Origin of the sequence: Algoriphagus marincola DSM 16067, from assembly GCF_000429405.1 — a bacterium.
Classification (GTDB): Bacteria; Bacteroidota; Bacteroidia; order Cytophagales; family Cyclobacteriaceae; genus Algoriphagus; species Algoriphagus marincola.
On record NZ_AUBU01000003.1, the window covers coordinates 263940 to 280414 of the forward strand.

The window sequence follows — 16475 nt, forward strand, 5'->3', positions numbered from 1 at the left end:
AATTAATAGCCTCGAGATCGGTTTACGAGATTCATCAAAGGTTCGTTGGATTCAAGTCGACGGATATTTTCCACTACCTGAGGAGAAGCCGCCTCTGGATTAGTGACACTCGCAATGTGCGGAGTCATAAAAATGCCTTCATTTTGCCAAAAAGGATGATCCTCTGGGAGAGGTTCCTTCCGATAGACATCCAACATAGCTCCTGACAGCTGCCCTTTTGAAATTGCATCTATCAAGTCCTCTTCGACTAGATGTCTTCCACGGGCGACATTGATCAAATATGTCCCGGGATTGACTTTTTCAAAAAGCGATTTATTCAGAATATTTTCAGTATCTGAAGTCAGCGGCAGCAAACAAACCAAAACATTCACCTCCTTCAAAAACTCATCTAATTTTTCCTTTGGAAAGTAAGGAAAAGGAAAATCGTCTTTATCAGAAAAACCAAAGCCTACTACCGGAAATCCCATAAAATCGAGTTTTTCCAATACATCAAAACCTAAAGCTCCCACTCCCATCACTCCTATGGTGACAGAAATCTCGGGTTCAGACATATCCCAATTTCGATCTTCTTTTAGTTGCTGATATCGAGTGACCTGCCTATGAAAATTCAATACCCCCATCACCACATAATTGGTCATGGACCAGGTCAACTTTTCATCTACAATTCGGACAATCGGAAGCTCCTCAGGGATGGAATCATCACTTAGAATATGATCTACTCCAGCACCCATAGAGCTAATCATTTTTAGATTTGGGAAATCTGCAAGAATTCCTTTTGGATGCTGCCAAAGAAGGGCAACCTCAACCTTTTCGGGATATTGGATATTCGGAAATACTTCGATTTCCAATTGATCGTTTTGCTTTCGGATAGCGTCGATCCAAGGTTGAGGATCTCTTCCAGGACTGATGATTGCAAGGCTCATAATACAAAGGTCGACATTTGTAAATATCTACTCAATCTCGGTATAAAACGATACATCCATTGATCAAAAATTTGACGAAAAAACACAAATTCTTGGTCAAAAATTAAGCAAATTGCACTCAATTAACTGAAACGATATAACCATGAAAAAATTTAGCTTGATATTCTTTTTGGCAGTTTTTGCTGCTTTAGGGAGTTCTTTCGCCCAACAACTTCAAATGCCTCAGGCCTCCCCTTCGGCAAGTATTTCCCAAAAGGTAGGTCTCACTGACGTACAGGTCATCTATTCAAGACCTAGTACAAGAGGAAGAAAGATATTCGGTGAGTTGGTGCCTTACGGCCAAGTATGGCGCACAGGAGCCAATTCGGCTACCACTTTGGATTTTTCTACGGATGTCATGATTGATGGCAAGACTGTACCAGCTGGGAAATATGCACTTTACACGATCCCCGGGAAAAATGAATGGACCATTGTCCTATCTAAAAACACAGAACTTTGGGGTGCTCTCGGTTATTCGGATGCCGATGATTTGATGCGATTTACGGTCTCGCCCAATAAGCTGAGCCGAAAGTACGAAACCTTCGAAATCAGCTTCAATAATATGACTGACAATGCAGCTGACCTTTCGATGAAATGGGAAAACACCCGAGTGGATTTCCGGATCTCTACAGAAGTAGATCCAATTGTGATGGCTCAGATTCAGGAAATGGTCATCGATACGAAGACGGAAAATCCAAGCTTACTTTACGCTTCCGCCAATTATTACTTCAACAATAACAAGGATCTTAATCAAGCTTATGAGTGGATCAAAGCTTCCACAACTTCTGATCCGAAGTACTGGACTATGCACCTGAAAGCTAAAATCGAAGTGGCTTTGGGCAAAAATTCAGAAGCACTAGCCTCAGCTAAAGAATCTATGAAACTAGCGGAAGAAGCTAAAAATCCAGATTACATTACTTTGAATGAAAGATTGATGAAGTCGATCAAATAATTTGAAGAATTCTGCCAAGAGCTAATTTTTCATTGATTATCTAATTGGAAATTGGAAGTATGAAGACCGAAGCTCCCTGAACCTGAACTTCAGGCTTTCTTATAGGTCAAAAGCTTCTAATACTGAGAGAAAAGTAGATAATCAAAAAATATAAAGAATCATGGCCCTTTCAATTTGGAAGGGCCTTTATTTTTTCAAGACCTGAAGCAGCATTGCAAAGAGCATGACGGAAAGACAACCGATGGCATTGTACCAAAGAAAACCGATTTCCCATACGATTCCGAATAAGCCTTCCCCATTTTGAAAATGGATTACTAAAATCAAAGCCTGAGAAAGAAGTGCTGCTAAAAACACAGCAAAACCTTTTACCCATTTCATAAAGAAACCTACCAGGAATATTCCCAAAATAGTTCCGTAGAAGAGTGATCCCAATAAGTTAACTGCCTGGATCAGATTCTCGAAAAGTGAGGCATAGATGGCAAAGAAGATCGCAAGAGCACCCCACAAGGCGGTAAAAAGCTTCGAAGAAATTACATAGTGACCATCTGAAGCTTCCTTTTTGATCGAACGCTTATACAGATCAATCGTGGTAGTGGAACCTAGCGAATTCAACTCAGAAGCGCTGGAAGACATAGCGGCCGAAAATATCACCGCAAACAATAACCCGACTATCCCTACGGGTAAATGATCCATCACAAAGCGCATAAAAACATAATCCGTATCTCGAGTTTCCGCCACTGGGTCATTCTTGACGATTAAAGCCTTCACCTCATCCCTGACGGCTTCCTGCTTTTGCTTGATCTGCCCAAGTGAGGCTTTGACTTGATTTTTCACGACATCATCTTCCGCATCCACGGCTACCAAAAGCTCCTGATATGCTTGCTTTCCTTCCTCAAACAAGGCGTCAAATTCTCCCTGAAGGGATTGAAATTCAGAGGCATACTCACTTTCTTGAAGTTTTTCAGTCTGTACCGTATTGAATACTACAGGAGGCTGGTAGAATTGGTAGAATACAAAGACCATGACTCCTATAAAAAGAATAATGAACTGCATCGGGACTTTCAGAAAGCCATTCATAATGAGCCCCATGCGGCTTTGACTTAAAGTTTGACCGGAGAGGTAGCGCTGCACTTGACTTTGATCAGCTCCAAAATAGGACAGAAATAAGAAGACCGCTGCAGTCATTCCTGACCATACATTGTAGCGGTCGGATGGATCAAACTCCAGATTGACCAAGTTCAGCTTTTCCATACTCCCTGCCAAATGCAAAGCTTCTGTAAATGAGACCGGAAGCATCCGAATGACAATAATACCTGCCAAAATCATCCCTCCCATCATCACTGCCATTTGCTGTTTTTGCGTGATGGATACGGCAGCGGTACCTCCTGAAACAGTGTAAATAATCACTACTACCCCAATGAATACAACGGTCCAAGTCAGATTCCAACCCAAAAGAGTCGAAAGAATAATGGCAGGCGCATAAATAGTAATCCCCGAAGCCAAACCGCGTTGAATTATGAAAAGCAAGGCAGCTAGGGTCCTGGTCTTTAAGTCAAAGCGATTTTCCAAATATTCATATGCGGTATAGACTTTCAGCCGATAATAGATAGGGATAAACGCGACGGAGATAATAATCATGGCTATGGGCAAGCCAAAGTAAAATTGGATGAAACCCATCCCGCTTTCATAAGCTTGCCCAGGCGTACTAAGGAAAGTAATGGCAGAGGCTTGAGTGGCCATGATAGAAAGCCCAATGGTCCACCAATTCATGGAATTCCTTCCTCGAAGGTAAGAATCTAGGCTATTTTGACCCCTTGTTTTATAGATACCATAGCTTGCAATGGCACCCAGGGTTCCGAATAGTACAATCCAGTCTAGGCTAGTCATGAAAAGTGCTGCATCAGGAAGTAGAAAAAGAAAATCAATACTGCCAGATTAAGCATGAGTCCCCAGTAGAGGCGCTTCCATTTGATATCTTTTTCTTCCATTTGGGTTCATTGTTCGATTAAGTTTACGAATAATTTTACGGCTCCGGGTACTCCAGCAGGCAATTGTCTAAAAAAGGAAAGACCGGTGTACACATAGTTGCCTTTTCCATAAGCAGCATGAATGAGCGAGCCTGTCTGGGTGTCTTCTCCGGGATCATTCATATACAATGGAGTCGAGTATTCCTCATCAAGGCTTCCGGCAAAATATAATCCACGTTCCTGCACCCATCCTTCAAAGTCGCTCGGGGAAATCTTATTCGGGCCAGCCAGAATTGGATGTGTATAGTCGGCTTCAACCGGTGCAGTTTCTACTGAAACCCGATCTCTGGTCAGCGAGAAAGGATAGGGACCAAGTTGATTGGTCAGTAACCTACCCGTTGTGTTGTATTGCACAATCATATTTCCGCCTGAAAGTACGTAACCCATCAATGCTTGCTGGTTTGCTGCAGCCTGAGCATTGGTATTGTAGGCACGAATTCCCATAATTATAGCCTTAAACTGAGCTAAATTATCCAAATCAAAATCACTGTCTCCAAGCATGGTCACTTCATAACCTAGGGCTTCCAGGACCTCAGGTACTTCATCTCCAGCGCCAGGAACATAACCAATTTTACCGCCTGATATTTCCCAATCCGCTTGAATCCAATCAATAGAAGCCGAAGTGAAAAATGTAAGATTAGGGATATGCTTATAGGTGATTCGGTTTAAAGTCTGATCAAAACTTCCTGATGAAGTTGTGTAAGTAGCCAGAATTCTTCGTTTTCCAACTTGATCAGAAACAAATTCAACTTGATATCTTCGCTGCTTTCTTCCCACAAGGTCTTCTGATTCTAAGATTCGATATTCGCTAGAATCAAGGCCGGCAAAACTCAAAACGCCATCTACGATTTTATCTCTAAAATTGACAAAAACCGTTACCTGTGGTCTTTTTTCATTGATTCCAAAAAGCACTTTCTTCGACAGTTCCAAGTCTATCGATGGAGTAATGATAAATGGCTGATTTACCTCCCCATCTACGGGATCATTAAATTTATAGACTAAAGGAGTGCTAATTGTCAACAACTGCCCCTCAATCTCCAAATTCAGTGTGGCTTGTATACTCGCATCATTAAATGGCTTTCCGATCATTTGCTGATCGTCAACCGGATACATGGGGCCATCTTCGTAATTTTCAAGCCAGTAAGGCTGGGTAAAGTCAAAACCTTCAGGAATGGTCAAATTAATATCCTGACGGAAAGGCTCATTTGCTGAACTACCACCCCCTTCTACCTCAACTTTTTCTCCCAAAACTTCCACGCCCAATATATTTATGGCTGTATTTCCGGGAGAATTAATCACCAAGTTTGTACTGACTGATGCCCCGGGAAAGGCCACTTCCTGATTGGTGACAAATTCTATTTTTGATCCAATTACTTTTAAAACAATATCATTAATCGACTCTTTTTTCTCTTTAAGCCAGAGATCGCTTCCTTCCATTTGATTGATTTGCTCTCTGATTTTTAATAAAGCAGAAAGATTGTTCGCTGGGGACCGAAAATCAAAATTTTGTACCAGATCGTTTATTAACAGTTCTGTTGTTTTACCATTTTCAAAATGATCCCATCTGTTTTTCACACCCTCAAAGGGACTTTGCTCAAACTTTTCTCCTGCAATAAATTGAATATGATCATTTGAAGCCCCAGTGTAAGCAGTCGATCCAAAGCCTTGAGACTTATGCATGGTTCGGCTATTCGCTGCCATTTGATTGTAGGTTTGACCCAATACGGGATTGTATTCCCCAGTGGGAAACTCATGGTAAACCTCGCCTTCCTGAGCTTCAAACTCTCCTCGAAAATTATATGCATTCCAAAATATCCGCTTCGCTGACCAAGGTTTCACATACTCAAGTTGCTCAGGGAAAGCGTTTGGATCTCCTGAGATTGCAAAAGCCTCCTCTGCTAAAATTGCTGAGGTGGTATGATGACCGTGAGTTACGCCGGGAATGGTATTGAATCTGGTAATGATAATATCAGGTTGAAATTTTCTAATCACCCATACCACATCTGAAAGGATTGTTTCTTTATTCCAGTTTTGGAGGGTTTCACTAGGATTTTTACTGTATCCAAAATCCTTTGCTCGGGTAAAATACTGAACTCCCCCATCTGTCATTCTAGCTTGCAAAAGCTCCTGGGTCCTGATTTGACCCAAACCGATTCCTAGTTCTGGCCCAATGAGATTTTGCCCACCATCACCTCGAGTCAGACTCAAGTAAGCTACTCGGGCTTTTGTCTCGTTAGCCAAATAGGCAATCAGCCGGGTATTTTCGTCATCCGGATGAGCTGCGACATAAAGCACTCGCTTGGTCTCTTCCAATTTCAAGAGCTCATGATATAACTCTGAGGAAGACAAGGACTGAGCGAACAATGGAAAATTAAGCCCTAAAAAAACCAATATAATTGGCAGAAAGAAACGTAGTTTTTTCATCTGTTTACTTTTCGACTTCAAATTGCCAGATGGAATCTTTGACGATTAAAATAACCATATCAATATGTCTTTAATGATGATTTTAATCGTGTAGATTTCATGTATTTTCTTAAATCAAATTCCAAACTAGCATTAGCTAAGTGTAATAAAAAACAAAATTTGATAGGTGGGTCTCTTTTATTGTTTTCTTAAAAATCGGTAGCCCAAAGTAAATTCAAAAAAGTCAGCCTTGATTCTATGGGCCTTGATTTGAACTCCAAATTGTAAATTTTCAGACATCAAGTATCTGAGTCCTACCCGCTCATAATAGACTGTTGATTCTTGGTTTTCCCTGTTTCTATGGATATAAAATCCCAATCCAACCGGGGCATACAGCCTTTCGGTAAGTTTCCACTCCCAAGCCCCTGCAATTGCTACACTGGTTTGATCCCAAAATCCCACATCAGTATTACCTGTTCGTTCTGACAGACCTGGAGCAAAAAAGACATCTAAGCCTACCCCATATCGATATTTGTAATTTTTGTCCCAAATATAGCTCAGATTAAAACCACCTCGAAAGTAGGTCCCCTCTCCGATTTCGTAATTCTTAGAGCCGGTGTAAAGCATAAAATTCCAGTACCCTTCTTCGAAAAGAATGGGGCGGTCTCGTAGAAAAGCTTCTTCGGGTTTTACTTGGCTTGGTTGAAAATTATATCGCAAACCTACTGAAACCGGGACCAAATTAATCCCAGCGTTAGGCTTTCTGGTAGAGCCATTTGAAAAGTGCTTTAATCCAAGCATTGAAAAAAGCTGAAATCGATCTGAGAGTGTATAATTGGCTTTTGCACCAAAATGGATGTAGCTGTTTAATTCGGAGCCTATAAATTGATTGATAGGGTTATCCAAAGAGTCATATGGATTGAGATTGAAGCCTAAACCCAAATGAGCAAAGTAGGAAAAATTTAACCTATTATCCTGAGAAAAAGGTCTAAATGGAATATCAAAAAACCAATAGACTCCCATTGGTCTACCGATTTCAGATTGATAGGGTAGTGTGGAAGATACCCCAATCCCGAAAATTGGGTTTCTGTATAGATCTCCCATAAAGGTTTTGTTTTGACGCCATCCAAAACGAAAATCAAAAGCAGTGTAAGAAACTAAATCGATCAAATCATCAGCCCAAGGGTCCCCATTGCTAATAAAAGGACCGGATTCGACGGATAGCTCAATAATCTTATCATATTTTTCCTGAGAAAAAGCTTGAAAAGAGACCAAACTTAGGTTCAAAAAAACAATCATTATCAGACAAGCATGCCTAATATTCAAAAACAGACTACTGAAAAAATAAACTAGTCTCATAAAGTGAAGAGTTAACGAAATGTCAAATCATTAAAACGAATATAATGAAAACAAAAAAGCTGCCAAATGGCAGCTTTTTTAGGTACTTGAATAAGTTCAAATTATCCTTCCATCCAGTTAGGACCGAGAAGTTCAATTAGTTTTTTGTTATACTCTTCAGCTTTCGCGTCATTTTTCAATCGAGTGTGAATCTGGAAAAGAATTTCCATGATTCCTGTATCCTCAGGCTTGATTTCAAGAGCGCTTTCGAAGTAAGTTACTGCGTCAGCATAGTATTCGTTTGCTTCTTTGCCCATAGACTCAGAACGCTTCTCCCATTCTTCATCGGACAGACCATTTAACTCATTGAGAATTTCACGTGCTTTTTCGATAAGCAATGCAGCAGCATAGTAGTTACCTTCGAAAAACTGAGGATCAACCTCAACTGACTTTTTATAGTCGGCAAGTGCACCTTCCATATCACCTGCTTGCTCTTTTAGATAGCCGGATCTTAGCAATAAAGCAGTATTGTTTGGATCGCTTTCAAGAGCTGTTTTGATTTGAGCCATTGCTTCATCCATTTTGTTTAGCTGAAGCAAAAGTTGGATTTCGTAAGTAGAAAGGTCCTTATCTGAAGGATACTCTTCTTTTGCTCTTGTTACCATTGCATAAGCAGCTTCAGGGTCTTTGTCTTCAGTAGACAAAATCTGAATCATGAAATAGTATGCATTTAGCTTGTTGTATCCTTCGATATCAAGTAGAGTAGAGAAGTGTCTTTTAGCATCTTCAGTTCTTCCAAGATCATTTGCAAGGAATCCTGCATTGTAATGGATAGTGGTGTCTGTTGGATCAATTTCACCAGCCAAGTTGAAAAACTCATAAGCCATTTCATAGTCTTCCTCATTGTATTGAACAATTGCCTTATCAAATGCTACGTTTTTCAATTTGTTAACTGAATTAGGACGCAAATTCTCAGGAGCTCCGGGGATATCTTCTTCGAAAATATCTTTTCCTACACCTGAAGTTTTATCTCCATCGCCCATTTCGAAGGCTTTCATAAAAGACTCATAGGAGTTGTTACCTACCTCAAGATTCTCCATGGTATTAGAAGAATCGGTAGCGAACATTCCTAATTGAATCTGAGCTTTCAACAAAGTGGTCTCAGGATCTGAACCAGTCTCTGGATCCTGAAGAGCTGTTTCTACTTCAGATAGAGCAGTGGCATAGTCTCCATTTTTAAAGTTTTTTTCAGCTGAACGTACTACCTTTTTTTGTCCAAAGGCTAGGGTCGTTGCGCCGACCAAAACCATTGATAGAATTAGCTTTTTCATTCTTGGCGTTTATCTTATTTTGGTTGATTATTCTTTTGTTTCATTTGGATTCTCTTCAGAATCTGGTGCAATTTCTGAAGAATTTAGATTTTCTTCATCTTCTTCTTTGGAAATTTTTTCAACGGATGAAATCTCGTCTCCTTCAGAAATTTTGATCAATCTCACTCCCTGTGTGGCTCTTCCCATAATTCGAAGTCCATCCACTGAGATTCGGATGGTAATACCAGACTTATTGATAATCATCAAATCATCAGTATCGACAACTTGTTTTATTGCAACAAGCGCTCCGGTTTTATCGGTGGTGTTCATGGCTTTCACACCTTTTCCACCTCGATTTGTGATGCGATATTCCTCAAGGAATGACCTTTTGCCGTATCCTTTTTCCGAAACTACAAGTAGCGTCGCATTTTCCTCAGGTGCACATACCATGCCAACGACATAGTCATTCACATCATTTAAGGTTATGGCTTTTACTCCCGTGGCAGTTCGGCCCATTGGCCTTACCGCAGACTCATGGAAGTGAATGGCACGACCTGATTTAGCAGCTATTACAATATGCTGATCACCATTCGTCATGTCTACATTTACCAGTTGATCATCCTCCCGAATGTTCAGGGCTATGATTCCATTGGTACGAGGTCTACTATATTGTTCCAGAGTAGTCTTCTTGATGATTCCATTCTTGGTAACCATCACGAGGAAGTGATTATTAATATAATCTTGATCATTAAGATCATCAACTTGAATGATGGCTCTAATTCGATCATCCGATGCAATATTGATCAAGTTTTGGATCGGTCTTCCCTTGGAAGTCTTCCCCCCCTCGGGAATTGCATAGGTCTTTAACCAGAATAATTTACCCTGATCAGTGAAAATCAGCAAGTAATTGTGTGTGGAAGCGGTGAAAAGATACTCGGTAAAATCGTCTTCTTTGGTGCTGACTCCTCTTGAGCCTACTCCTCCTCTACCCTGAGTTCTGTATTCGGTCAAAGCCGTTCGCTTGATATATCCTTGATGAGAAACCGTGATTATCACTTCCTCATTTGGGATCATATCTTCATAGCTGAAATCTTCAGCATTATGCTCTATTTCTGTACGACGGTCATCACCATATCGATCTCGCATTTCGGTGAGTTCGGTTTTGATGATTTCCATTCGCTTATCTTCATTAGCAAGGATATCCTTTAGCTCTTCGATCAATGCCATGATCTCCTGATATTCCTGAACGATCTTATCACGTTCCATTCCAGTAAGACGCTGCAGACGCATGTCGAGAATGGCTCTCGCCTGAATCTCAGTCAATTCAAAACGCTCCATCAAGCCATTTCTAGCAGTCTCAGGATCTACTGAGTTACGGATTAGAGCAATTACTTCGTCCAAATTATCCAAAGCAATCAGATAACCTTGTAAAATATGAGCTCGCTTTTCAGCTTCTTTAAGTTCATATTCCGTTCTTCTCACCACTACTTCATGTCTGTGACTGACATAGTGTACGATGAGATCTTTCAAATTAAGCGTCTGTGGCCTACCTTTTACTAGTGCCACATTATTGACTGAGAATGAGGTTTGTAGCTGTGTATGCTTATATAAGTTGTTTAGAACAACATTTGATATGGCATCCCGCTTCAATTCATACACAATGCGCATCCCGGATCGGTCGGACTCATCCCGGATCGCGGAAATACCATCAATCTTTTTCTCATTGATCAAGGCAGCAGTTTTTTCTACCATGCTAGCCTTATTGACCATGTATGGAATCTCCGTAATGACAATCATCTCCCGGTTTCCATTATCCTTCGTTTCAATACTGGCCTTTCCTCTGACAACTACTCTTCCACGCCCGGTTTCGAAAGCAGCTTTGACTCCATTGTACCCATAGATAATTCCTCCTGTAGGAAAATCAGGAGCGGTAATGTGTTCCATCAATTCAGGAATGGTAATCTCTCTATTATCAATGTAGGCGATTATACCATTTATCACCTCTGTCAGGTTGTGAGGAGCCATGTTTGTGGCCATACCTACAGCAATTCCAGATGCACCATTCAAGAGCAATGCAGGAACCTTGGCAGGTAACACTACCGGCTCTTTCAAAGAGTCATCAAAGTTGAATTGGAAATCAACAGTGTCTTTGTTGATATCAACAAGAAGCTCTTCGGCTATTCTTTTAAGCCTGGCCTCTGTATATCGCATAGCCGCGGGGTTGTCACCATCGATGGATCCAAAGTTACCCTGACCATCTACCAATTGGTATCGAAGTGACCAAGGCTGCGCCATTCGAACCATGGTATCATAGACAGCAGAGTCACCGTGAGGGTGATATTTACCAAGAACCTCACCGACAATTCTAGCGGACTTTTTATAGGGTTTATTATGAAGAACTCCGAGCTCTTGCATTCCGTAAAGAATACGGCGATGAACTGGCTTCATTCCGTCTCGGACATCTGGCAACGCTCTTGAAACAATAACCGACATCGAATAATCGATGTAGGCACCACGCATTTCCTCCTCAATATTGATAGGAATAATATTCTCGTTTTCTCCTTGGGCCATATAATGCTAATTCACGGGATAAATTAAGGCTGCAAGATAGTAAAAAGGCCCTGCTTTTGAAAAGTTAATTCCAAAGTCAATCAGGTTCGATCAATCAATACCATTGACCTATTTTTCGGTTTTGGAGATTAAATATGGAGCTACCTCTGTACTCGACTCCATTGTGCATGTGTTTCATCACCACTCCGCATCCTGCGATTTTGCATCGCTTGGTCCCCGGGATCCGAATTGCTAGACCTACTTGCATGCCATAGACACGTTGGTCAAGCTCCTGAAATTCAGAAAAATCGGAGGCAGAATATGTAAAACTCCGAATATCCATGGAGCCTTTAATGAAAAGTTTGGTGTACTCTGAAAAGTCCCTTTCCAGCCGGAGCCCAATCCCAAATGCAGGCTGATCTGCCACTGCCAATCGAGGGGTATAATTGGGGTTTTGAGTCAAGCTGGGATTGACAAAATTTTTGATATTTAAATTACCAAAGTCGGCCTCAGCGATCAATCGCCAAGGATAAATCTGCCGAACTCGCTGTCTAAGCTCAGATTGCATATACAGATTGGCAGATGCATATCTTCTATATCGCCATTGTAAATACTTCGCCCGACGATTTGCATCCCAAAGGACTAAACCCACCGTGCCATAAAAGCGGGTGGCTTGGTAGCTTGCCCCTTCAAAGGGAAATTCAAAATTTCCGCCCACCATAGGTTTTATATTCCCCCACTCCATACCATATCCCCCTCCGATTGTAAGAAGATTGAACAAATTTACTCGCACTCCTGCATTTAAAACAGGAAAAACCCAATCTGAGCCTTTCATAGCTAATGGGTTTTCTTCGGAAATATCCAGCGGCTCATCAAAATTTTGAAACTGAGTGAGTGGATATAAGTCTGGATTTGGTGAGAAAAAATCGGTTGAAAACTGCTGATATCCGGCTCCTGTAGATATTTCCAGTGCAAACTGCTCCAATACGTTTCTAAAAGCGTTTCCTGCTGCAGATTCACTTTTTGGGTTCTTGGCTTTACGGGTAATTCCAAAAATATCTTCCTCTTGGGCAAAGGCAGACCCAAAAACCAAAATTAGAAAGCATAATAGTAGCGTCTTCTTTTGCATCATAAGGCAATAACGAATAGAATCAAAGAATGGTGTGAATATATAAAAAAAGCCTCCCAGAAGGAGGCTTTAAATCAATTATGAAATTGAATTATTTTCCGTCTTCAACTGCTTCACCGTCCTCGGCAGGAGCTGCTGCAGCTTTCATCTCTTCGATCATTGTATCTAGTTTCTCTTTTACAGCCGGATCTTCTTTAATAGCTCCTAGCACTTTGTTGTAAACAGAAACAGAGATTACATCGCTGTCAGTGATCAGGTTAGTCTTATAATCAACAACACTTTGCTGAAGACCGCCTTGAAAATCCAAAATAGCTTGGTAAGCGGTTTTTTCTTCGTCTGTGACATTCGCCTCAGCCATTTTCGCCTCATCTCCCCAAGCAGCTTTGATTTCATTGTATCGAGCACCGCCGTCAATCACCTCATTATTGAGAATCATATTACGAAGCTCTTCCGTTTTTTGCTCTACATACTGTGAAGTCATTACTTCTACAGTTGCATATTGTGTTAATTCCTCATCAGTCACGGGTCCTTCAGTTGCCTCTTGTCCGAAGGACATAAAAGCAACAAACGCTACAAAAAACGTAGAAAGCAGAGTCTTTTTAATCATGATTAGTCGTTTGGTTAGTTACAAGTTTGCAAAAAAACAGTCAAGGCTCAAAAAATCAAGGAAACCGTTGATATTTTAGAATTTTTATGACAAATGGTCAATTATTAAGCTCTTTTGAGCATAGCAATTGTTTCTTTCGGAGATTCTGAGTTGAAAACAAAACTACCGGCTACTAAAATATCAGCTCCTGCATCTTTCAGTTTTTGGGCATTATTTAAAGAAACACCTCCATCTATCTCAATTTGGGTTTTACTCCCCTTCTTTATTATCAATTCCTTTAATTTACTCACCTTGGAGTAGGTGTTTTCTATAAATTTTTGTCCACCGAAACCAGGGTTGACGGACATCACACAAACCAAATCTATCAAATCCAAGGTATCAGTCAGTAATTCCACTGAGGTATGCGGGTTTATTGCCACCCCTGCTTTAGCACCAAGATCATGAATAGCCTGAAGTGTTCGATGTAGATGATCGCAGGCCTCGTAGTGCACAGATATGTTTGCGGCGCCGGCATTTCTAAAAGCCTCCAAGTATCGGTCTGGCTCTACAATCATCAAATGTACATCCAGTGGCTTTTTGGCATGACGATGAATGGCTTCAGTCACAGGAAGTCCAAAGGAAATATTGGGAACGAAAACACCGTCCATAATATCGACATGGATATAGTCTGCTTCCGAGTCATTGAGCATTTCTACGGCAGACTGAATATTTGCAAAATCAGCAGCTAGAATGGATGGGGCAATTTCTAAAGACATTGAGAAGGGTAATTTGATTAGAGGCGGATTAACTTTTGCTGTTTGATAAGCTTTCCGTCCTGCATTTGGATAATATACATACCGGGTCTAATCCCTTCTAGCTGAAACTCATAAGGGTCTTTTGCAGTATTGCGAGATAGACTCTGGTTTTGAAGAGTTTTTCCGTTGAGATCAATCAATGAAAACTCAGCTGATAAACTTGACCCAAAATAAATGGTCAACTTGTTTCCTTCCATGGGATTTGGAAAGACTTTCCAAGGGATAACTTCACCATTTTCTTCTACTGAAAGAATTTCTCCGTAAAGAGCTTCCCGGAAGTTTGGAATTCCATACCCTAAAAGATTATCCGGGTTTTCATATTGGGAGGCACTTCGAAGAAGATTTTCTATTAGTTCCGCCCGAGTCCATTCAGGCTTTGCCTGCCACAAACCTGCTGCTAAGGCCGTGATTTGTGGAGCAGAAAAAGATGTACCATTAGCAAAGCCCACGTTTCCATTACTTCTCAAAAGCGCTACTCCATTTCCAAAAGCTGCCAGGTCCGGTTTGATTCTTCCATCACCTGTAGGACCTCTAGAACTGAAATTTGAAACCTCCAAGCTTTGATTGACCGATCCAATAGCCAATACATTTGGAGAATCCGCAGGAGCCACAATGGAAGGTTCATTTGGCCCATAATTCCCAACGCTATTCACCACCAAGATTCCTTTGCTGGAGGCAATATTCGCTGCTTGAGTGATTACAGCAGTTTTCCCATCCAATTGTCCTGAACTGTAATTCATCTCCGGATCATCAAAGTCATAATAACCCAAAGAGCTATTGATAATATCTACTCCAATGGAATCCGCATATTCGGCAGCTCGAAGCCAGTTATACTCTTCAATTCTGTACTCGGTTGCTACCTCCTCCGTCATGGCCAAGAAGTATTCTGCCTCCGGAGCGCCGGCGATAAAACTTTCAGTTTCTACCGCGGCTATTAAAGAAAGGACATTCGTACCATGCTGATTGTCGGTAAAGACATTTTGATTCCAAGGCCTGACAAAGTCTTTCTGCGCAACAAGTTGATTATTGCTCAGCAAGTGAGATAAGGGACTGGCGTTATCTGTACCCGGAAAACCTGCATCAAATACAGCAATCCTAATTCCTTTTCCTTTAAAACCTTCCTCATGCATAAAATCAATTCCCAAGAGGCTATTTTGAAAATCTGAAGGCAATTCCTGTGCAGCAAGTGTCCGCTCAGCTTTGCCTCCTGGAGGGCAAACCTTTGCGATAGTACTCACAAAAAGCCTTCTTCCAATTCGCGCATTTGGATTTGGAATGTATCCCTTTCCCACCAACTCCACTTTTTCTACAAATGGAAGTTCAGATATTGACTTTGCTCCCTCCATATCTGTCACAATCAAGGAGGCATTAAGCCATTTTGATTGATAAAGAATGTAATGCGAAAGCTGGTAAACTTCATCGACATAGCGCTGAGTTACCGGGAGATCAGTACTGTCTACAGCAACGTCTTCTTTCGCTCTTCGAAGCAAAGCCCGATCTGTCAAAAAATCTTGTGGCTGATCTAGATTTAAGCCATCCTGAGGCTTGTATTTATAAAAAACAGCATAGCGATCTTGTGCCTCCACCAAAAATGGTAAAAGACAAAGCGTGACCGCACAGATTAATACCCTATTCATTACCGTAAGTTATTAATTTCATATTCAAAAATCTACCAGAATCTATTAGCTGTTCTCCAAGACAATCGTTTCTTGAACAATAAGTTAACACTTCGGAATATCTTTCTGTTAAACCAATCCCCCTTTGAAAAACATCGTAACGAATATCCCGAAAGGTAATCAGGTCATCTTCGTTTTCTTGTAGCACCCGGATTTGCTCAGTGCTAGACCCGGATGATTCCTGAATCAACTCAAATTCATCCTGCTCAGCCCCACGATATAAATTTCCATTCCAGGTCAATCCTTCTTTAGGCGGAAAGGCAAGGATGACAATTGGCTGATTGTTAAGATTCATAACCAAATTATTATTCCTGTTTACCAGTGTATAGTCAACTTCTACCTGCCAGTTTATCTGATCAAGAGATCGTTCCCTTTGGACAATGAAAACCTGTTCACCTGCATCATTTACGAATAAACTGCGGATGCGATCCTTCAAAAAATACTGACTATCCTCGAAGTCATTCTCACCAAAATACATTCGCTCTGAAACTTCATAAACCCAGAAATTTCCAATCAACAAAGGAAAATAATCCAAGCCTGGATCAACTTGCGGGTTTTCTACCTCTCTTTCACAGGAGAGTAGAATTAAAAAAAGAAAAACAAATGGTAGTTTTTTCATCATTATCAGAACCCTAAATTACTGGTTTTACTTCAATTTCATCCAAAATCAAATTTGAAAGGCAGAAATGAAAGCAAAACTGTCATCATTGGTTAACTTAGCCAAAAA

At 40.9% G+C, this 16475-nt stretch carries 12 protein-coding genes; 1 reads left to right on the forward strand and 11 read right to left on the reverse strand.

Going from position 1 to position 16475, the window contains the following annotated elements; translation table 11 throughout:
• Positions 1 to 2: 2 nt before the first annotated feature.
• Complete coding sequence (locus G457_RS0106855) at positions 3 to 923, reverse strand: 2-hydroxyacid dehydrogenase (protein ID WP_026945810.1); 921 nt, start codon at positions 921 to 923, stop codon at positions 3 to 5.
• A gap of 142 nt (positions 924 to 1065) precedes the next feature.
• Between G457_RS0106855 and G457_RS0106860 the strand changes: the two genes are divergently transcribed.
• Positions 1066 to 1914: a DUF2911 domain-containing protein gene (locus G457_RS0106860; RefSeq protein ID WP_026945811.1), complete on the forward strand. Its 849-nt coding sequence runs from the start codon at positions 1066 to 1068 to the stop codon at positions 1912 to 1914.
• A gap of 186 nt (positions 1915 to 2100) precedes the next feature.
• On the opposite strand, the gene G457_RS0106865 is transcribed toward G457_RS0106860, so the two are convergent.
• From G457_RS0106865 to G457_RS0106915, 10 genes are all read right to left on the reverse strand, one after another.
• Positions 2101 to 3801: a sodium:solute symporter gene (locus G457_RS0106865; protein WP_026945812.1), complete on the reverse strand. Its 1701-nt coding sequence runs from the start codon at positions 3799 to 3801 to the stop codon at positions 2101 to 2103.
• Between the two features lie 107 nt (positions 3802 to 3908).
• On the reverse strand, positions 3909 to 6365 hold the full coding sequence (locus tag G457_RS0106875) for a PIG-L family deacetylase (protein ID WP_026945813.1): 2457 nt from the start codon (positions 6363 to 6365) through the stop codon (positions 3909 to 3911).
• A gap of 177 nt (positions 6366 to 6542) precedes the next feature.
• On the reverse strand, positions 6543 to 7703 hold the full coding sequence (locus G457_RS0106880) for an acyloxyacyl hydrolase (protein ID WP_081701389.1): 1161 nt from the start codon (positions 7701 to 7703) through the stop codon (positions 6543 to 6545).
• Between the two features lie 101 nt (positions 7704 to 7804).
• Positions 7805 to 9013 (reverse strand): tetratricopeptide repeat protein, encoded by a 1209-nt coding sequence (locus G457_RS0106885; RefSeq protein WP_026945815.1) that lies wholly within the window; start codon positions 9011 to 9013, stop codon positions 7805 to 7807.
• Between the two features lie 27 nt (positions 9014 to 9040).
• Complete coding sequence (gene gyrA / locus G457_RS0106890) at positions 9041 to 11563, reverse strand: DNA gyrase subunit A (RefSeq protein WP_026945816.1); 2523 nt, start codon at positions 11561 to 11563, stop codon at positions 9041 to 9043.
• A 94-nt stretch (positions 11564 to 11657) separates the two neighbouring features.
• Positions 11658 to 12674 carry a hypothetical protein gene (locus G457_RS0106895; protein WP_026945817.1) on the reverse strand — a complete coding sequence of 339 codons (1017 nt, stop codon included), beginning with the start codon at positions 12672 to 12674 and terminating at the stop codon, positions 11658 to 11660.
• Between the two features lie 88 nt (positions 12675 to 12762).
• On the reverse strand, positions 12763 to 13278 hold the full coding sequence (locus G457_RS21145; protein ID WP_035483352.1) for a hypothetical protein: 516 nt from the start codon (positions 13276 to 13278) through the stop codon (positions 12763 to 12765).
• 104 nt (positions 13279 to 13382) lie between these two features.
• Positions 13383 to 14033 carry a ribulose-phosphate 3-epimerase gene (rpe, locus tag G457_RS0106905; protein WP_026945818.1) on the reverse strand — a complete coding sequence of 217 codons (651 nt, stop codon included), beginning with the start codon at positions 14031 to 14033 and terminating at the stop codon, positions 13383 to 13385.
• Between the two features lie 17 nt (positions 14034 to 14050).
• Positions 14051 to 15709, reverse strand: a complete 1659-nt coding sequence (locus G457_RS0106910) for a S8 family serine peptidase (protein ID WP_026945819.1) — start codon at positions 15707 to 15709, stop codon at positions 14051 to 14053.
• Positions 15702 to 16370, reverse strand: a complete 669-nt coding sequence (locus G457_RS0106915) for a hypothetical protein (protein WP_026945820.1) — start codon at positions 16368 to 16370, stop codon at positions 15702 to 15704. Before G457_RS0106915 ends, G457_RS0106910 begins: the two co-directional genes overlap by 8 nt.
• Positions 16371 to 16475 lie beyond the last annotated feature (105 nt).